Below are 19,367 nucleotides of genomic sequence, written 5' to 3'. Positions count from 1 at the left end.
AGGTTTCTTCCGTAAAGTAGATAGGTTAGCCGTGTGCCTTCATCACCTTATGATATATGCTAACCCATCTCTATTGTTCCATCCTTACCTACCTTTAAGCGTGGCTTAGGCGTTGGCTTAGGTTGTGGTTGAGGCTTAGGCTGTGGTTGAGGATTGGGCTTAGTGGCAGGAGTGGGCTTGCGTTGTGGAGCGGGTTTAGCCTTAACAGGTCTCGGTGCTGTTGGGCGTTGTCTAACGGGAGCCTTCCTCGTAGGTTGATGAATAGCCGCATTCTTCTTGTTGGGTACTATTCTGCTCTTCAGTTCACCACCAACATAAGTACCATCAGGTCCTTTCGTCCGATACGCATAGAACGTACCTTTAGGGAGATATACAGTATCTTCGACACATAGACCATCATCGTAACGTGCGTGTTCGATAATCTTTTGCCCAGTATCATCGTACACGTAAGTCATTCCCTGTAGTAGTCCATTCTCGTAGTTCTCAATGTAGTCAAGATAAGGATTTGCACTGGGACGATTCATCTTTTGGTACTTGATGAGCTTACCCTGCTTCTTCCCTTTGCTGTAACTCACAATGCTTTCGATGTTACCAAATGCATCGTAATACTTCACCAGCCCATCCCTTAGACCGTCCTTATAGTCTTCTTCCATGAATAAGCGACCATCTTCCATATAACTAACACAATGCCCTTCTAGTAGACCCGTCTCCTTATTTTCATATGTAATCGACTTTATCTGTCCGTTGTCATAAGACTCTACTATCTTCTGTACCTGTGCGTTACTTGCTAAAGGTAGTGCGATTAGAGAGAGCAGAAGTAATTTTATCTTTATCATATTATATTCGTGTTTAATACTTATTACTTTGGAACCTTGTGTTTAGTAGTAAACTTATATTCGTATTTCAGATAACCTTCCTTTAAGGTAAGGCTCGCTATATAGTCTTCGTCTTCAGTATGATCGTTATCCTTGGTTGCTCTGAACCATATCTTTTGATTATCTCGTATGATGCCCTGAATCTTCAGTGGGAGCTCAAAAGCGTGTGTCCAAAGTATAACGCCATTAGTGTTTCTCAGCTGAAGAATCGTTGGTGCATCCTCCGAGATACTAGCATTATACTCTATAAGGATATACTTCGAGTCTTGGTAATCAATCTTTGAATTGAAGCCGGTAAACCAATCTGTTATTGCGTTGTGACTAATCATTCGCTTGTCACCACGTGGAGAATCAGTCACACCATACAGGAAGTAACCTGCGTCTTGAGGGTCTCCTAAGTGATACATGAAGCGTATTCTCCATAAGCGGTTGAGGCTCTTTTGGCTAGAGGATTCGCTTGCTTCCTTACGATCTAAAATATAGAACACACTATCCTTAACCTCACCATTAAGCTCAGAAGTGGGTAGTTGCTGGGCGAATTCATAGGCGTCCTTCGTATAAAGACGGTCTGTAGCTGGGAAATAATAATAGGTTTCTGCCAAATTGTTGGTGACCTTGAACCCTTCACCTACGCCCGCCGTACTTGCGTGGTCTTCGTAGGTATCAGAGATAAATTCTACTGATGAGATACCACTTGACATCGCTTTCTTCTTGGCGAAGATAGTCTTTGAGACATCCTTTAGCGTGAGTGTCTGTGGGTCTATCTCAAGTATAAACTGGCTAGGAATCGTGATATACCACTTCTTGGCTTGGTTCAGATGTTGTATCTGAAGCATGTGGAAAGCTGTCATACCAACCTTCCTTGCATCGTCATCACTGATGAAAAGTTTGTCAGCAAACACCTTCCCACTATCTGGATCGACGAATCCATAATAGTAACCTGATGGTGGTGTCTCGTCGTCAGAATACCAGTTACTGAAACTACGGTCGGTTAAATAGAAGAAACAAACACGTCCGTTATACTTTACTGGGACAATGGCTTTATATGAATCATCTACGCTGATAGAGTCTTTATAACTAGCGCTTGGCTTGGAAGAGTCTATGCTGAAGAACAATAACATGAATAGAAAGAATAAAGAACCACCGATGATAGCGAATACTTTTACCACATTGCTAGTGGAGATGTCTGCGTCTCCTTTGGTGCGTGTGTAGCCTCCATAATCAAATTGATGCTTAACATTAATATTTATGTCGTCATCATCTAGGAAGTATTCTGTACCGCAGTTTTTACAGCGATAACGCTTTTCATCCAACTGAATATGCTTCTCACTGCCACAATTCGGGCACTTTATGGGTCTTATCTTTGTTGACATTGTATTGCTTTTTCTGTATTTGTTATATCTACTTATTGCTTCCTTACGTTGTGACTAGTTGCAAACTTGTATTCGTATTTTATGTTACCTCCTTTTAACGTAAGGCTTATGATATATTCATCATCGTAGCGATCAGTGTGCTCTCTTGTTGCTCTGAACCATATCTTCTGATTGTCTCGTAGAACACCACCAATCTTTATTGGACAATCAAGAGAGCGTGTCCAAAGGATTCCTCCATTAGTGTTTCTTAGCTGAAGAATCGTTGGTGCATTTTTCGAGATATTTGCCTTATACTCAATACATAAATACTTTGAATCTTGATAAATGAGCTCTGCATCGAATCCTGTGAACCAATCTGATATTTGCTGACTACTAACCACTTGTATGTCTTCAGCCACAAAATCGTATTTCTTGTTTGAGGGATTGCTAAGGTATTTAGGATTCCCAAGGTGATACGTGAATTGTATTCTTGTTAGTCTGTTTTGACTTTCTTTGCTTGAAGAGGCATTAGACTTCTTGATTTCTAATATGTATAATACGCTATCACGCATCTCTCCTTTTAATTCAGATGATGGTAGTTCCTTTGCGTAATTATAGGCTTCTTCTGTATATAGATGGTCTGTGGCAGGGAAGTAATAGTAAACTTCTGCCAAGTTATTAGATATTTCTAAGCCCTCATCTCCCTCTAATGAAAAATCAAAGAAATGGCTTGTTCGAGAGATAAAATTCACAGATGAGATTCCACTTGACATTGCTTCCTTATGAGCAAAGATAGTATTTGTGACATTACTCATCGTGAGTGTTTGCGGATTAATCTCATAGATAAACTGCTTCGGAATGAGGCATAACCACTTATTTGCTTGCGGGAGATGCTGCAACTTAAGCTCATCAAACGAGTACATCTCAAGGCTTTTGCTCTCATCGTCACTGATGAGGAGCTTATCAGCTAACACTTGTCCAGTCTGCGCATCGACGAATCCATAATAGTGACCATCTACTAAGGTCTTATCATCGTTAAGCCCGTAATCGTACCTACGATTCGTTACGTAGAAGAAACAAATACGTCCTTTATGCTTCATAGGGTAGATGGCATCGTAGTCATCTGTCACCTCTACGGAGTCGACAGAGAATAGATCACTTACACCCAAGAGCTTACTTACTTTGATATCTCCGCCCCAAAAGTGCTTAGCTGCATACAGAAAGAGAAAGACAATAAGTACAACCGCTAGGTTTCTTATCACATTGCTCATGGTGACGCGGGGCTCTTCTTTGGGCTGCGTGAAGTTTTCGTATTCGAAATTATGCTTGACATTAATGGTTATATCATCGTCATCCAAGAAGTATTCCGTCCCACAATTTCTACATTGATAGCGCTTTTCATCCAGTTGAACATGCTTCTCGCTACCACAGTTTGGGCACTTTATTGGTTTTATCTTTGTTGACATTGTATAACTCAATCAGTACTTTTTATTGTTTCTTATAATGTATGGTTAGATAACACAAGATAGCTTCTATGGCTGTAAAGATAGCGAAGAGGATAATCCACCAGTTGTCTTTTACGCCACTCGGTGCTATCATTCCACTAACAAACTCTATGATTCCTGCTAAGAGGAAGAGCATACCAAGGCTCAAACGATGCGAACGCTCTGCACCAAGGGCAAACAACATTACAACCAATAGGGTGTTGACTATAATGGCAACACTTGTGTAGAGCATGTTTACCAATGGATAGATTGATAGAACCAGACCTGCAATGATATTGACAAAGAGGACAGCTATGGCGGGGATTAAGACTTTATTCATAATTTAGAAAGTATTTCGTTCTTCTTTTGTTCGTATTCTTCAGCAGTGATGAGTTGTTCATCTAAGAGTTTCTTGAGCTTTCGTAGGCGTAGAGTAGGGTCACTATTAACATCACCCGACTTGAATATGTCTTGTGCTAACTGTAGTCCGGCTCCCATTTGCAAGCCTGCTCCTGCCAGTCCACCTTCGTTCTTTGCAGCATCACGTAAGGCTCCTAACTTTTGCAATCCAGTGTAATCAAGGTCTACCTCGGCTGCTGCATGTTTCTCAGTAGTCATGTTTGCAATCCTACCAATGCGTTCCATCGTTTCGTCATCGAATGTAACAGAAGTAATGCGGAAGTCAGTTAGCTCCAAACCCAATCGTGATAACTCCTCTGAAGTCTTCTCTTGTAACTCCTTAGAAAGCTCACCTATGTGGGTATCCACCTCTCGGTAAGGGTAGGCTTTGACTGCAAGAAAGGCTGTGAGTGGCGTCACAATACGTGAAGATACGAGTTCTTGCACATCCTCTGCATAATAGTCTGCGACCGTTCCAAGCAGTGTGACGAACATTTGAGACGCATCTTGTATCTTTACAGAGAAGTTTCCACAAACCCCGAGAGCCACTGGTAATTGATAATCAGGCTCTATGTATTTCACTGGCGAAGCAGTTCCCCAAAGGATGTTCACCATCTCCGCTGTACGGAAGAAGTAGAACCTCATCTTATGGTCGCTCTCTGCTTGCTGAGAGATGTTAAGCAATGTGGTGATAAAAGGATGGTTGTCAGACTCCATCTCATACACTCCTGGTTCTGTAAGTGTGGCTCTCACCTGTCCATCATAGACGATAATGCAACCCTGACCAGGTGCAATAATGAGTTTACTAGCGTCCTTTATTTCATCAGTTGTTGTTTCCAACTGATGGAAAAGTAGCTTGCTGTCTTGCTCTTTCCACTCTATGACACTTCTTAATTGCCGTTTAAATAAGTTCTTTATACCCATAGCCTCTGTTGTTACTTGTCAGTAAAATGTATTTCAAATTATCGTATAAGACGTTGTAGTTAAACCTCTTAATACCCTGCAAATATAATGAATTGTATTGAAAACAGCAAGAGATTTCTAAAGAATGAAGGGTTTATTTGAGTTGACGGGTTGACGAGTTGACAAGTAAACAAGTTGTTTGTTGTGTGGGATATAGCCTTTCCGAACTAGCTCTCGTTAGGTACTCCTCTCCTTGAGGAAGGCTAGGAGAGGATTCAAAGAGGGCGTTCCTTTGTATCAAAGAGAGGCTTTCTTCATTGCAAGTAAACGCCCTCTTCAAAGCGAAGAGGGCGTTTACTTGTTTTGTCTTCTGCGTTTCCGACTACCGGAGCATTGCCTTGTTACACATCAACCAACCATCCCATGGTTAGCTTCCGTTAGGCGCTCCTCCCCTTTGGGGAGGCTGGGAGGGGTAGTGAGGAGGTTGTTAGGAGGCTCAAAAAAGGGGAAGAACCATCATAGTTCTTCCCCTTTTCGAGTCGGGATGACCGGATTCGAACTGGCGACCCCTACGTCCCGAACGTAGTGCGCTACCAACTGCGCTACATCCCGATAGCCTTTACAAGCAGTTGCAAAGGTAGTTAATTTTTCGGAACTAGTGCAATGTTTTATGCTCTTTTTATGATATGTTTAGAGCAAGTTGGGCAGTTCGAAGAGTCTTATTCCATTGCTTCCTTTAATAAGGATATAATGGTCTTCTGGTCGATGAAGAGCTATTTCAGCCTTTACCTCATCAACATCCTTAAACTTACGGAAGTCTGTGTTAGTCTTTTGAAATTCCTCACCAACAAGCCATACGTTGGTTAAGCCTGCCGCTTTGAGTAGTTCAACAACCTTTTGATGTTCCTCTGCAGAAGCTGCGCCAAGCTCTCTCATGTCTCCGAGAATAGCCATCTTGTGTTCAACCTCCATAAGTCGGAAGTTCTCAATAGCCGCTGCCATGCTGGAAGGATTGGCGTTATAAGCATCCACAATGAGCTTGTTGTGAGCTGTTTCTGTGAGCTGTGAACGGTTGTTATGAGGGATATAATTCTCTAAGGCATGGTTTATCTGCTGTGGAGTTACACCAAAGTGTAGACCGATGGTGATAGCTGCTAACATGTTATCAAGGTTGTACGAACCAATGAGATGAGTCTGTACTTCGTATATCGTATTGGCAGGTTGCTGCTTATTAAGGCTTGATGACTGCCATTCGAATTTGAGGAATGGAGCACAGTTGATTACTTTTCCTTGTACGTCGGCAGTATCATCTTGACCATAAGTGATAATGCGGTCGAATTCACGTTGTGCCGCCATTTCTGTGAGATCGGCGTTGCTTTCATTCAAGAAAAGTAAGGCGTCATGTGCTTTTAAGAAGTCGTAAAGCTCCCCCTTGGTACGTTTTACGCCCTCAAAGCTGCCGAATCCCTGTAGATGAGCACGACCAACATTCGTTATCAAACCGCAGGTTGGTTCAACATAAGTTACTAGTTTCTCAATGTCCCCAGGGTGTGATGCTCCCATTTCGATGACAGCTATCTCATCATCAGAGCCTATTCCGAGCAATGTGCGAGGCACACCCACATCATTATTGTAGTTTGCTTCGGTGTGATGAACCTTATATTTCTCTGCCAAGACAGTAGAGATAAGCTCTTTACTGGTGGTCTTTCCGTTCGTTCCAGTAATTCCAATGACGGGGATGGAGAATTGTCTTCTGTGTTCACGTGCTAGTTCTTTGTAAGTAACGAGTGCGTCATCAACTAAAATAAAACGCTCATCAGTGGTATCAACGTATTCTTTTTCGTCAACAATAGCATAGCTGCAACCTTTGTCCAAAGCAGCTTTTGCAAACTTGTTACCATCGAATGATGCTCCTTTTAGTGCTATGAAGATACTTCCTTCAGGGCAGTTTCTGCTGTCAGTGGTCACTGTTGGGTGACTTAAATAAATCTTGTAAATCTCCTGTATATCCATGATTTCAACTTTATTCTATGGTGCAAAGATAGTCTAAAAGGCAGACAACACAAAGTAAAGAGAGGCTTTTTAACAGATGGATTATCATTGTTCTTCATCCGTGTTAAGCGTGGTCGAGGATGCAGACTATCGGTGTCCTATATATATAAGGTGTAATGGTTATGATGTAAGTAATGCTTTGAAGTGTTATTATAAATTGAATATTTATGTTGTTTCGTAACGTTATTTGAGTTTAAAGTACAATTTAGTTACAAATGTTTTGGTTTGTTAAGTAATTCTTTATACCTTTGCACTTATTTAATAGGAAATAGTCATATTTTATAGATTAAGCTTATGGTTAAAAGATTATCAATGGTTTTAGCGGGTCTGTTCCTATGCTTAGGCGTAGCATTGGCACAGTCAGAGATTTCAGGAACTGTTGTGTCTTCTGAGAATGGAGAGCCTGTTGTAGGTGCATCCATACTCGTTGTTGGGACACAAATGGGTACTGTTTCCGATATTGATGGTAACTTCCATCTCTCGGTTCCAGAGGGTAAGAATCAGTTAAGAGTACAGTATGTTGGACTCAAGACTGTCGTTGTTCCTGTAAAGAATGGAATGAAGGTTGTGATGAAGCCAGACGCTGGCTCTCTCGATGAAGTTATCGTTACAGGATACGGAAACTTTAAGAAATCTAGCTTTACAGGTGCTGCGGCAAACGTAGATCCAGGTAAGTTAGCAGACGTACCAGTAGCCTCTGTGCAGGATAAACTATCTGGTTCTGTTCCTGGTGTAACGGTTACTAGTTCATCAGGTGCGCCTGGTGCTGTAAGCAATATACGTATTCGTGGTATGGGATCTATCAATGCTGGCAATGATCCATTATATGTCATTGATGGTACACCAATGGTATCTGGTGATATTAATGCGTTCGGTCAAGGTCAGTTCAATGATACTGGTACGGACATTCTATCCACTTTGAATAGTAATGATATTGAGTCAATCACCGTCATCAAGGACGCTGCAGCAGCTTCTTTATATGGTTCTCGTGCTGCCAATGGTGTGGTAGTCATCACAACCAAGAGCGGTAAGAAGGGTAAGACGCATGTAGACTTCCGTAGTGACTGGGGCTTCTCTAACATGGCTATCAATTATCGTCCAATGTTGGATGGTGACGCTCGTCGTGCTGTTCTCTCACGTGGTTTGGAGAACTATGCCATATATAAAGAGGGCAAATCAAAGGCTGATGCAGCTGCATTCGTTAAGGATCAGATTGATGACTACGCTGCTAAACCAGTCGTAGGATACGATGCTAATAACAAACCAATCTATGGTTGGACGAATTGGAAGGATCTTCTTTTCAAGACGGGACACCATCAGAACTATCAAATAAGCCTTAGTGGTGGTAGTGATAACACCCAGTTCTATACTTCTTTGTCATATATGAAGCAGACAGGTATCACTGCGAACCAAGGCTTGGAGCGTTTCACAGGTAATGCCAACCTTACTCATAAGTTCGGAAGATTTACTTTGGTTTACTCTGGTTTGTTCTCTAAGATGAATCAGCAGATGGCTAATGAGGGAACTTCTTATACAAGTTCTATCGCTCACTATGCATTCTTTGATAGTCCTTCAGCCATTGCTTATCTTCCTGATGGCACATTGGCTCCAGGTACTCAAACTGGTTCTTACGTACAGCTCAACCCTCTCTATGAATACAAGCATTCAAGTGATAAGAACGACGTAAGACGTGCTTTCAACTCATTGAAGCTCGATTGGAACATCTGGGATGCACTCCATTTGAGTGAGAAGTTCACTTATGATTATACTTCATCAGTAGAGAATGTACTCTGGGATCGCTTCTCTAACGATGGTGCCCCTGGTGGTACTCTACAGCGTGTAGTGAGTGGTATTACTCAATTAAATGGTCAGACGCAGCTCTCTTATGTGAAGTCTTTCGGCTTACATAACCTTGATGCACTTCTTGGATACGAGACAGAAAAGTACACCTACAAGTACAATTATCTCCAAGGAACCAATTATCCTGGTTCTCTTTATGAGTTTTCTAATGCTGGAACGACGAGTAGTTCTAGTAATGCAACAGGCTACACGATGGCAAGTTGGTTAGGTCGTTTGAACTACAACTACGATAACAGATACTATGCAGGTGTCAGTTTCCGTCGCGATGGCAGTAGTCGTTTGGCAAAAGCTAACCGCTGGGGTAACTTCTGGTCAGTATCTGGTGCATGGCGATTCGGTGCTGAGAAGTTTATGGAATCAGCTAAGAGCGTGCTAAGTGATGGTAAGTTGCGTGTCAGCTATGGTGTGAATGGAACATTGCCAACTAGTCTTTATGCTTATTTGAACCTCTATCACTTCGGTGAGTACTATAATGGTCAGTCTGGAATGGGTATCGTTGGTATTGGTAACCCTGACTTGAAGTGGGAGAAGAACCGTGCTTTCAATGTTGGTTTAGACCTTACCTTCTTTGATCGAATCTCTTTGACTTTCGATTATTACACACGTACAACATCAGATCTTATCTATGATCTCCCTGTATCAGCTGTACCTGGTTATTATGACGGAGAGACTTATAAGACCACAACACCAATGAATATTGGTTCTTTACGCAATACAGGTTACGAGTTTACGCTACAAAGTAATAACGTTAACACAAAGGACTTCACATGGACAACCATGTTGAACTTCGGTCATAACCACAATAAGATTACTAAGCTCAATGGTAGTCAGGATGAGGTAATCAGTGGTAGATTGATTCACAAGGTGGGTCACACTTATTACAGCTATTACGCTCTTGAGTATGCTGGTGTAGACCCTGCTACTGGTAAGGAAGCTTATTATCTCAATGATGGTACAGCTAATGCGCGCAAGACAACAACTGACCCTGCAGCTGCAAAGAAGGTTATCGTAGGTGACCACGAGGCTACTATAGAAGGTGGTTTGACGAATAATATCAAATGGAAGTTTATCGACTTCGGTTTGAACTTCACCTTCTCTTTCGGTGGAAAGGCTTACGATGCAGCTAGATGGCAGCATAGTAATGGTGGTAACTTCCTATATGGTGGTGCTGTCCCAGCCTATTATGATATTGACAAGATGTGGACAGGTCCTGGCGACACAAAGGCTAGTCTCCCTGCTTTCCAATTCGGAAACAACCCAACGATTGAGTCATCTCGTTGGTTAATGCCTACTGATTACTTGCGTTTGAAGAGCTTAACACTTGGTCTTACAGCACCTAATAACTGGGTATCTAGACTTGGTTTGAATAAGGCAAGAGTCTATTTTGCAGCATCAAATCTCTTCACATTGAAGTCAAAGAACCTCTATGTTGATCCAGAGATGCCAGTAGATGGTCTATGTGTATTCCAAACTCCAGCCTTAAGAACATTCACTTTCGGTATTGAGTTAGGCTTCTAAATTATTAATTGAAGAATTTTTGTTTATGAGAAAATACAATAAAAACATATACGGCTTAATGCTCGCAGGTGCAGTCCTGATGGGTATGTCATCATGTGGTGACGACTTCTTTGAGCAGAAACCAGCCGATTCTGTCCCTGCGGAGACAGCCATCCAGAGTAGTAGTGACCTTGCTTCGGCTCGTGCGGGTATGTATGCTGTCTTTAAAGGAAATAGTAAAATGGTCGATTACTATGGTCAGCAAATGTTCCTATATGGCGAGTTGCATGGTGAAGACTTAGTGTATAATTCAACTTACGGAAGTAACCGTGCGAACTTCTATTATCAGATGTCTTACACCACAGCATCCGACTTTGATCGTTCGGAAGCAATCTGGCAATCTCCTTATGCAGTGATAGGTCGTGCTTGCCGAATCATAGAGGCAGCCGATGGTGGTAAGTTGTCTGATAAAACTGAGGCGGCTGATGAGATAGCACAATATCGTGCAGAAGCATTGGTTCTACGTGCTATGGCGACTTTCGATTTGACACGTGTTTATGGTAAGACCTATACAGAGGACAATGGTGCCTCGCTAGGAGTTCCACTGGTAACAAGTTCTTTACAATCAAATGTTAAGCCTGCTCGTAGTACTGTTGCAGAGTGTTATGCTCAAGTTATAAAGGACTTGACCGAAGCAATTAGCTCTGGTAAGCTCCCATCAGAGACTACTTCTGGTTATGTTAGTCTCTATGCTGCAAAGGCTCTCTTAGCACGTGTTTACTTGACAAAGGGCGATTGGGCAAATGCTCTCAGTACTGCTGAAGATGTTATCAACAACTCTGGTAAGAGTCTATGGACAATCTCTGAGTATGTGAATGCATGGAAGAAAGACGATGCAGCACACGCCAAAGAGATGCTTTTCGAGATACCTGTTACCAACACAAATGATTGGAATGACCGTGAGGGTATAGCCTATCTATATGCAGAGAATCGTCCTGATGTTCCTGGTTATGGTGAGGCTGTTGCCAACAAGAACTTCCTTGCTCTTCTGGCTCAAGACCCTAACGACGTGCGCGCAGATGTGTTCCTTGCACCTAGCAATGACACTAAAAACATATTCCATGGCGCAAAGGTTTATCTAAACAAGATGCCTGCTTACAATGGTGATCCTCGTTATGCTAGCGTGCCAATATTACGTCTTTCAGAGGTTTATCTGATAGCATCTGAAGCTGCATTTAAGGATGGTAACACTGCAAAAGCAGTCCAGTATTTGAATGATCTATTGAAGAATAGAACGTCGGATGCGTCTCGTTTGGTAACAGCGTCAACTATTACAGCCGCTCGTATATCACTCGAACGCCGTAAGGAACTCGTTGGTGAGGGTCAACGTTTCTTTGATGCAATACGCAACAATGAGACTATCACACGTTATACTAACGAATCCGACCGTGGTTGGAGCGCTGTTCTCCCAGCAGATGTGCGTAGTTACAACCGCGATTACTTCAAAGCTCTTGCAGCTATACCAAGCTATGAGATAGATGCAAACAAGAATATTAAGCAGAACGATGGTTATGGTCAATAACCCGTTCAGAGTCGCTTAACAAACTAATATAAATGCGAGGGATGTGCCTAGATGGGCACATCCTTTTTTCTTGTCTATTATATCTATCGTATGGAATGAATATCTTTTACAAACGGAATTATCAATATAGAGCCAAATAGGAAGCGATATTCTTCAAAATAAAAACGTATATACCTTTTTTAGAAAACGTACCTCCGTTTTTATGAAAACGTACCTCCGTTTTTGGTGAAACGTATATACGTTTTTGGTGAAATGTATATCCGTTTTTAGTGAAACGTATATACGTTTTGGGTGAAAAGTACGTACTTTTTAGGTAAAAATAGGTTATTTTTTCCATTGATGGTCGGTTACTTTCGATTGAAAAGAATGTAAGATTTACGTAAAACGTTGGTTATTAATGAGTTATACGATTGTTTGCAAACTTCGTCAAAACGCGCGTATTTGACCCAAAGGAGGGTGCTCTTCGATAAAAACGCAGTTATAAGCATAGATTTTAGCAGTATTTCTTTACAAATGTAGTAGGTTATTTCCGCAGGTTTCGTCCTATCTATACCATTGGGTCGAATGCTTTTTTCGCCCTTTCTGAACGTTCGATTGAAGTTGAATCGTTGGTGAAAAGCATTGGAACTATCGTCTGTTTGCCTACTGAAACTTATGCTTTTCGTTAAAAAGGTTGCCCTTTTCTGATATAAATGTGCAATAATTACATTACCTTTGTGCCTATGGAGAAGATGAAAACATTGGGTGATGGAACGCCCATAAGCTATACTATCAACGTTCGTGGGCAACTCATCGACTTGGGCGAACCGCTGGTGATGGGAATTATGAACGTTACGCCCGACTCATTCTATGCTAATAGTCGAGTGCAAACGGCTGAGGCTATCCGCCAGCGAGCCCATCAGATAGTTGCTGAAGGGGCTAAGATTATTGATATCGGAGCCTGTTCAACACGTCCAGGAGGCGTTGTTGTCAGTGCAGAAGAGGAGATGCAGCGATTAGCCTTTGCTCTCCCGATTGTCAAAGAAGCCGAGCCTGATGCCATACTGTCCATTGATACTTTCCATGCTGATATTGCCCGAAGGACGATTGAGGAGTTCGGTGCAGATATAATCAACGATGTTGAGGAAGGTAAAGACCCTGAAATGTTCCGTACAGTAGCCGAACTTGGGGCACCTTATATCCTTATGTCTACCGCAGCTAACCTTCATGACATGCTTATCGACTTCTCTCGTGAGGTGCAAGAATTGCGCACTTTGGGGCAAAAAGACATTATTCTCGACCCTGGTTTCGGCTTTGGTAAGGATCCTGTAGCGGGCAATTACGAGCTATTGAGCGTCATGGAACGGTTGCAAGTAATGGAACTTCCCATCCTTGTAGGCATTAGTAGGAAGCGAATGATTCATCAACTTTTGGGGATTACGGCGGCTGAAAGTCTGAACGGAACAACCATTTTGAACACAATCGCCCTACTGAAAGGTGCAAACATACTGCGAGTGCACGATGTTCGTGAGGCGGTTGAAGCTGTTAAAATAGTTGGTGCAATGCGACAAAATACTGTAAAGTGAAATAATAAAGCTTTTCTTTTATGTTTTTCCCATTTGGTATAAAGGATGTAATCGACATCGTGCTTGTGGCATTGATGCTCTATTATATTTATCGTGTGATGAAGGAGTCACGCTCACTGAACATCTTCATCGGAATTATGTTGTTTGTTATCCTATGGCTCATTGTCAGTCAGGTGCTAGAGATGCGACTTTTAGGTGGTATCCTTGATAAGCTGGTTTCGGTGGGAGTCATTGGTCTTATCGTTCTGTTCCAAGAAGACATACGCCACTTCCTGTATAGTCTTGGCGCACATCGGAAGGTAAAAAACATTATCAAACTATTTACGAGAGCAAACAAGGAGGAGGTTGATAAGGAAACAATTATGCCTATCGTCATGGCTTGCATGAGTATGAGTCGTGGCAAGGTGGGTGCTTTGATTGTTATAGAACGGGGTGTGATGTTGGAAGACATAGTTGAGACTGGCGACTTGATAGACGCTCGCATTAATCAACGACTGATTGAAAACATCTTCTTCAAGAACTCGCCTCTGCATGACGGAGCGATGGTTATCTCCAAACAACGCATTAAGGCGGCAGGATGTATATTGCCAGTAAGCCACAAGCAAGATATTCCTAAGGAGTTAGGTCTGCGTCACCGTGCAGCCATGGGAATCTCACAAGATTCGGACGCATTGGCTATCATCGTTTCAGAAGAGACTGGTCGCATTAGTGTTGCCATGCATGGTGAGTTCCAACTGCGCCTTTCTGCCGAACAACTGGAGAGTATCTTGACAAAGGAGATGGTGCTGTCTTAAATTCAGAGTAAGCCCCACCCAACCTCTCCGAATAGGGAGGAGTAACTTGCGAGACAGACGTCTGTATGAAAGTAGAGGATGGGTCGGTGTGCAACGAGGTATTGATTCGTTAGATTGAACCATCGGAACGAAAATAAGGAAACGCCCTTCTCAATGCGAGAAGGGCGTTTCTTTGTTTTGAAGAAGGCGTCTCCTTGTAATGAGGAAACGCCTTCTTCTATTCGAACTAACCTAATTCAACATTAGATTCATCTCTAGTTTGTCATCCTTGAAGATATAGTCTACCAGCTCATTGATTGTCAATGAACGTGTGTTCGGCAGTGGTTGATTCGTATGACAAACGTGCCCTTCCTTTATTTGGAAGTACATGTTATTCTTTGGAATATCCGAGTCATTGTATATACGGAGGTTCTCTATGCGATTAGGATGCCGTTGAGCATAAAGCTGCAACGCCTTTTCTGCATTGATAACACGTATCATTCCTTGTATATTCTCCGTTTGTCTTTTAGCATTCGGGTCGATAGAAAGCGCAATGCGATGGTCCTCCTTGATAATATCGAAACCCTCCGCATCATGCAATAGAACGCAATCTTTGGAACGTTGCCACTTGTCGAACGAATCAAAGTCCATGTTGTCAACATCAGTAGGCGGTGCCGTTACCATGATATGTCGTGCATATCCGCATCGTTCATACCAGTCGTATAACCACTCTTCGGCAGGTATCAATGTTGCAAAGACAGCCCCCTTGTGATAGAGTTGGAAGTGAGCTTGCGACATCAAGTTGCCTCCCATGTTCTTCTTTCGGTACTCCTCACGCACACTAACACCAGAGATATAAGCCGTGCGCACCTCCTCATCGTAGTATTTCATTGTATAGGGCAAGGCTTGAAGGGCTGCAACAGTATGCTTATCAGCCTGGCAAGTGATGTTAAATTCGGGCTTGAATACACGTGAGAAATAGAGTTGTATGAATGGTTCCACGTCGTGGAAAGTATCTCGCCATAGGCTGATCGTCTCCTCCTTAATGCGTTGCTGATCCTCTTCTTGCGCCAAGGGATATTTCTCCATGACCACATTCTTCTCTAAAAGAATGTCTGGCTTGTATGAAAGTTTGGCGTATCTCAAGCCCTCAATACCAAGGTCTTCCTCACGATTCATGTATTCGTATTGCTCAGGGAGGTGTCTGGCGAACTCCTGATTGATGATAGAAAACGCCCCTTCATAGGTTGTGTCAGCCTTTTCAACGCATACATCGAATACTTTGTTGGTGATAGGTGCGCCAAAGGTGAAGGCAATCAACTTATCATCTACCCATATTGTGCCACCGATAGCACCGATTTCATCCCATAAATCGAATACACGTGTCATCGAACGAAGCTCTTCCGATAATTCTTCATCGCCCTCAGTATCCTCCTTTGTAACCTCTCGCCAGTTCTCTTCCACAGCTATGCACTCTGGAATCATGTCCTTTGTTAAGTCCTTATATACGTAGTTTGGGAATGTTTTACGGAACTTATTGCAGTGGTTTCGCTTACCTTGTAACTTCTTACCGGATAGTGTTGCGAGCTTTTCATGTGAGTAGATATAATCGAAGTGGTCACGGTCTGGTTTGATGTCAAAGGTGTTGGGGAAAGTAGTCTCTAGTATCTCCGCCATATAACTGCATACACCTAGCATTAAGAAAGGATGCCCTAAGGTGATAGAATCGTCCCTCATCTGTCGGACAACGGCAGCGAATCGGTCGCGCATAGCCTCATCCCATGCACATTTCCATACTGGTGCCATGTATGCGAGATGGTGCCCTGTATAAAAGCGGAACACTAAGAAGCCATCGACTTCAGCGATTTGTGTGTTATAAAGAAACCTCCATGAGATGATATTTGCAAAGCTTAAATCACAGTTCTGACGGTCTCCACAAAGTGTATAACCTTGTATTAGTTCGCGATCAGACGTCTTTACATCGTGGAATTTAATCATGTTGTCTATAATCTGGTTAGGCTACAAAGATATGTAGAAAAGCTGGGATAGCCAAGAGGATAGCTCTTTTCTGATATAAAACAAGACTCTTGTTTGGGATTATGAGTTAATTTAGCTATCTTTGCAGGTAAACAATTTAAAGACCGAAGTACAATTATTACAATAGAATAAGAACTATGGATTTATTAGAGCAAATCGTTGCACGCGCTAAAGCCGATAAGCAACGTATCGTGCTCCCCGAGGCAGAAGAGGAGCGAACCCTTAGAGCGGCTGACAGGGTATTAGCCGATGACATTGCCAATCTAATCCTCATTGGTAACCCCGCCAACATACATAAGCTCGCCACAGAGTGGGGGCTTAAGAACATTGACAAGGCGACCATTGTTGACCCAGAGAATAACCCTAAGTGCGAAGAATATGCTGCTAAGCTAGCTGAACTACGCCAGAAAAAGGGTATGACTATCGAACAGGCACGTGAGTTGGTGACGAAGAATAATCTCTATCTGGGTTGTATGATTATTAAGACAGAGGGCGCTGACGGGCAGATATCAGGTGCTCTCTCTACAACAGGTGACACCCTTCGCCCTGCTTTACAGATTATTAAATGTGCGCCAGGTATCACTTGTGTGAGTGGAGCTATGCTCATCCTCACTCACGAACAGCAGTATGGTGAGAATGGTATTGTCGTTATGGGTGATGTAGCTGTTACTCCTAACCCAACAGCCGATCAGTTGGCTCAAATCGCTTACACTACTGCCGAGACCGCAAAGAGCGTTGCTGGCTTCCAAGACCCACATGTTGCTATGTTGAGTTTCTCTACTAAGGGATCAGCAAAAGATGCTATCGACCGTGAGACGGGTAAGAGTGTTTACATTATAGATAAGGTTGTTGAGGCAACAAAGATAGCCAAGGAGAAGTTCCCAACACTGAAGGTTGATGGTGAATTACAGGCTGATGCTGCTCTAGTCCCTGCTGTTGCTGCTAAGAAGGCACCAGGTTCGGAGATAGCAGGTAAGGCTAATGTGCTTGTTGTTCCAAACCTGGAAGTAGGTAACATTGGCTACAAGTTAATCGAACGTCTTGGTGGTGCTAAGGCAATAGGACCTATCCTCCAAGGTATTGCCCGCCCTGTTAACGACCTGTCTCGTGGCTGTTGTGTAGATGATATCTATTATATGGTAGCTATCACAGCATGCCAAGCTCAAGATGCAAAAAAGCTATAAAGAAGCCTCTCCTCAGCTCCTCTCCCTATGGAGAGAGGAGTCGTCCGTATAGAGGGGAACACTCCTAAGTAATTAAGTAATCAATAAAGAGGAAGGGAAGAGCGTAAGTTCTGGGGTTATATTTATCTGCGTGTGAATCGTTTATTGGTATTGCTTTACCCTAATAAGAACATTTACCTTAACTCCATTTCACTCCCTTTACTCCTTTAACTCCTATAATCAAAATATGAAGATATTAGTCTTGAACTGCGGAAGTAGTTCTATTAAGTACAAGTTGTACGATATGAAAGACGAGTCAGTGTTGGCTCAGGGCGGTGTAGAACGCATTGGACTTGATGAGGCTTTCATAAAGGTTAAGCTCCCTAATGGTGAGAAGAAACAAATCATGGCAGACCTTCCTACACATAAAGAAGGTGTGGCTCTTGTGTTCAAAGTGTTACTAGATCCAGAGATTGGTGCATTAAAGAGTCTTGATGAGATAGACGCTGTTGGACACCGAGTAGTGCAAGGAGGTGACCTCTTTGAGAAGAGTTGTATCGTTACAAAAGAAGTAGAAGAAGGTATTGAAAGTCTTATAGACTTAGCGCCAGTTCATAATGCTGGACACTTGCGCGGATTGCGTGCTGTGGATGCTTTGATGCCTCACACACCACAGGTAACAGTGTTTGATAATGCTTTCCATAGCACTATGCCAGATTATGCTTACCTATATGCTGTTCCTTATGATCTCTATAAGAAGTATCATGTTCGTCGCTATGGTTTCCACGGAACTAGTCATCGTTATGTGTCACAACGTGTATGTGAAATGTTAGGTGTAGACATCAAGACACAGAAGATTATCACTTGTCACATTGGTAATGGTGCGTCTATTGCAGCTATCAAGAATGGTAAGGTCATCGATACCTCAATGGGTTTAACGCCATTGGCAGGCTTGATGATGGGATCTCGTTCTGGTGATATCGATCCTTCTGCAGTAACTTACTTGATGGAGAAGCTCGGTAAGAAACCACAGGAAATGGCAGACTTCTTGAATAAGGAGAGTGGTGTGTTGGGTATTACGGGTATCAGCTCTGATATGCGTGACATAGAGAATGCTGATAACGAAGGTAATCAACTTGCTCATTTAGCACTGCAGATGTACACTTATCGTATTAAGAAGTACATCGGTGCTTATGCTGCTGCTATGAATGGTGTAGACATCATTGTGTGGACAGCAGGCGTTGGGGAGAATCAGACTGGATTGCGTTGGGATGCTTGTCAAGACATGGAGTATCTTGGTATCAAGTTGGACAAGAAGCGCAATGAAGTACGTGGAGTAGAGCAGATTCTCTCTACTGACGATTCAAAGGTAAAGGTTGTTCTTGTGCCAACTGATGAAGAGATTGTCATTGCACGTGATACTCAAGAACTTGTTAAAGACTTGAAGAAGTAATATCTAGGGATTTCCTACGGATATTGAATATTAGTTGATAGACTGTATTAAAAGTGGGTCAATGATACTAAGACCCCATCCACTATCTCTATCATAGCTTACTTGTATTGCTATATTCAACGATGAAGAAATGTGGAAAAGAACTTTTGCTACAGTCTATCTTTTTGTTTTCCCAGTCATTGTTGTCATAACTTTCTCATTCAGAATAGACTTATAACCAGTCGTTTATCTCAAATGCTAAATATGACAGCAAATCAAATTTAAAATGAGCTAGGGAATAAATCAGTTTCAAACAATGATTCTCAATATTGTATAAAACATATAGAAAGATTTTCCTTTATGCTCTGTTTCTCCCTAATAAATTATTTTTTA

Annotated in this window: 13 protein-coding genes and 1 tRNA gene; 6 read left to right on the top strand and 8 right to left on the bottom strand. The window is 42.4% G+C overall.

From position 1 onward, the window contains the following. Window positions 1-59 precede the first annotated feature (59 nt). The 7 genes from O3603_RS08810 to murF all read right to left on the bottom strand — a co-directional run bounded on the left by O3603_RS08810 (window position 60) and on the right by murF (window position 7,026). Window positions 60-836, bottom strand: coding sequence for a toxin-antitoxin system YwqK family antitoxin (locus O3603_RS08810; protein WP_371522269.1), 777 nt, complete (start codon window positions 834-836; stop codon window positions 60-62). Window positions 837-859: 23 nt separating this feature from the next. Further along, window positions 860-2,248 (bottom strand): TFIIB-type zinc ribbon-containing protein, encoded by a 1,389-nt coding sequence (locus O3603_RS08805; RefSeq protein WP_371522267.1) that lies wholly within the window; start codon window positions 2,246-2,248, stop codon window positions 860-862. A gap of 32 nt (window positions 2,249-2,280) precedes the next feature. Further along, window positions 2,281-3,693: a TFIIB-type zinc ribbon-containing protein gene (locus O3603_RS08800; RefSeq protein ID WP_371522265.1), complete on the bottom strand. Its 1,413-nt coding sequence runs from the start codon at window positions 3,691-3,693 to the stop codon at window positions 2,281-2,283. A gap of 22 nt (window positions 3,694-3,715) precedes the next feature. Next, window positions 3,716-4,051 carry a hypothetical protein gene (locus O3603_RS08795; RefSeq protein ID WP_009433917.1) on the bottom strand — a complete coding sequence of 112 codons (336 nt, stop codon included), beginning with the start codon at window positions 4,049-4,051 and terminating at the stop codon, window positions 3,716-3,718. Next, window positions 4,048-5,034, bottom strand: coding sequence for an SPFH domain-containing protein (locus tag O3603_RS08790; protein ID WP_371522263.1), 987 nt, complete (start codon window positions 5,032-5,034; stop codon window positions 4,048-4,050). Before O3603_RS08790 ends, O3603_RS08795 begins: the two co-directional genes overlap by 4 nt. 518 nt (window positions 5,035-5,552) lie before the next feature. After that, window positions 5,553-5,625: transfer RNA gene (locus tag O3603_RS08785), tRNA-Pro, on the bottom strand. Window positions 5,626-5,703: 78 nt separating this feature from the next. After that, window positions 5,704-7,026 (bottom strand): UDP-N-acetylmuramoyl-tripeptide--D-alanyl-D-alanine ligase, encoded by a 1,323-nt coding sequence (murF, locus tag O3603_RS08780; protein WP_371522261.1) that lies wholly within the window; start codon window positions 7,024-7,026, stop codon window positions 5,704-5,706. A gap of 333 nt (window positions 7,027-7,359) precedes the next feature. Between murF and O3603_RS08775 the strand changes: the two genes are divergently transcribed. The 4 genes from O3603_RS08775 to cdaA all read left to right on the top strand — a co-directional run bounded on the left by O3603_RS08775 (window position 7,360) and on the right by cdaA (window position 14,363). Further along, window positions 7,360-10,443 (top strand): SusC/RagA family TonB-linked outer membrane protein, encoded by a 3,084-nt coding sequence (locus O3603_RS08775; protein WP_371522259.1) that lies wholly within the window; start codon window positions 7,360-7,362, stop codon window positions 10,441-10,443. 25 nt (window positions 10,444-10,468) lie between these two features. Continuing rightward, window positions 10,469-12,004 carry a RagB/SusD family nutrient uptake outer membrane protein gene (locus O3603_RS08770; protein ID WP_371522257.1) on the top strand — a complete coding sequence of 512 codons (1,536 nt, stop codon included), beginning with the start codon at window positions 10,469-10,471 and terminating at the stop codon, window positions 12,002-12,004. A 722-nt stretch (window positions 12,005-12,726) separates the two neighbouring features. Beyond that, window positions 12,727-13,569 carry a dihydropteroate synthase gene (folP, locus tag O3603_RS08765; RefSeq protein WP_371522255.1) on the top strand — a complete coding sequence of 281 codons (843 nt, stop codon included), beginning with the start codon at window positions 12,727-12,729 and terminating at the stop codon, window positions 13,567-13,569. 20 nt (window positions 13,570-13,589) lie between these two features. After that, window positions 13,590-14,363: a diadenylate cyclase CdaA gene (gene cdaA, locus O3603_RS08760; RefSeq protein WP_314518762.1), complete on the top strand. Its 774-nt coding sequence runs from the start codon at window positions 13,590-13,592 to the stop codon at window positions 14,361-14,363. A gap of 231 nt (window positions 14,364-14,594) precedes the next feature. On the opposite strand, the gene O3603_RS08755 is transcribed toward cdaA, so the two are convergent. After that, complete coding sequence (locus O3603_RS08755) at window positions 14,595-16,340, bottom strand: GNAT family N-acetyltransferase (RefSeq protein WP_371522253.1); 1,746 nt, start codon at window positions 16,338-16,340, stop codon at window positions 14,595-14,597. Between the two features lie 176 nt (window positions 16,341-16,516). Here O3603_RS08755 and pta point away from each other — a divergent pair, with 176 nt between their 5' ends. Continuing rightward, on the top strand, window positions 16,517-17,563 hold the full coding sequence (gene pta / locus O3603_RS08750) for a phosphate acetyltransferase (RefSeq protein WP_315088251.1): 1,047 nt from the start codon (window positions 16,517-16,519) through the stop codon (window positions 17,561-17,563). 226 nt (window positions 17,564-17,789) lie between these two features. Then, window positions 17,790-18,995 carry an acetate kinase gene (locus tag O3603_RS08745; RefSeq protein ID WP_288953590.1) on the top strand — a complete coding sequence of 402 codons (1,206 nt, stop codon included), beginning with the start codon at window positions 17,790-17,792 and terminating at the stop codon, window positions 18,993-18,995. The last annotated feature ends 372 nt before the right edge of the window (window positions 18,996-19,367 follow it).

It is taken from the genome of Prevotella sp. 20925_1_30, from assembly GCF_041433025.1.
In the GTDB taxonomy this organism is placed as follows: Bacteria; Bacteroidota; Bacteroidia; order Bacteroidales; family Bacteroidaceae; genus Prevotella; species Prevotella vespertina.
The sequence above is the reverse complement of the archived record's forward strand: the minus strand, read 5'-3'. Positions and strand labels throughout refer to the sequence as shown.

Coding starts and splice junctions, on each gene's coding strand:
- O3603_RS08810 (WP_371522269.1), bottom strand. CDS start 836: ATGATAAAGATAAAATTACTTCTGCTCTCTCTAATCGCACTACCTTTA.
- O3603_RS08805 (WP_371522267.1), bottom strand. CDS start 2,248: ATGTCAACAAAGATAAGACCCATAAAGTGCCCGAATTGTGGCAGTGAG.
- O3603_RS08800 (WP_371522265.1), bottom strand. CDS start 3,693: ATGTCAACAAAGATAAAACCAATAAAGTGCCCAAACTGTGGTAGCGAG.
- O3603_RS08795 (WP_009433917.1), bottom strand. CDS start 4,051: ATGAATAAAGTCTTAATCCCCGCCATAGCTGTCCTCTTTGTCAATATC.
- O3603_RS08790 (WP_371522263.1), bottom strand. CDS start 5,034: ATGGGTATAAAGAACTTATTTAAACGGCAATTAAGAAGTGTCATAGAG.
- murF (WP_371522261.1), bottom strand. CDS start 7,026: ATGGATATACAGGAGATTTACAAGATTTATTTAAGTCACCCAACAGTG.
- O3603_RS08775 (WP_371522259.1), top strand. CDS start 7,360: ATGGTTAAAAGATTATCAATGGTTTTAGCGGGTCTGTTCCTATGCTTA.
- O3603_RS08770 (WP_371522257.1), top strand. CDS start 10,469: ATGAGAAAATACAATAAAAACATATACGGCTTAATGCTCGCAGGTGCA.
- folP (WP_371522255.1), top strand. CDS start 12,727: ATGGAGAAGATGAAAACATTGGGTGATGGAACGCCCATAAGCTATACT.
- cdaA (WP_314518762.1), top strand. CDS start 13,590: ATGTTTTTCCCATTTGGTATAAAGGATGTAATCGACATCGTGCTTGTG.
- O3603_RS08755 (WP_371522253.1), bottom strand. CDS start 16,340: ATGATTAAATTCCACGATGTAAAGACGTCTGATCGCGAACTAATACAA.
- pta (WP_315088251.1), top strand. CDS start 16,517: ATGGATTTATTAGAGCAAATCGTTGCACGCGCTAAAGCCGATAAGCAA.
- O3603_RS08745 (WP_288953590.1), top strand. CDS start 17,790: ATGAAGATATTAGTCTTGAACTGCGGAAGTAGTTCTATTAAGTACAAG.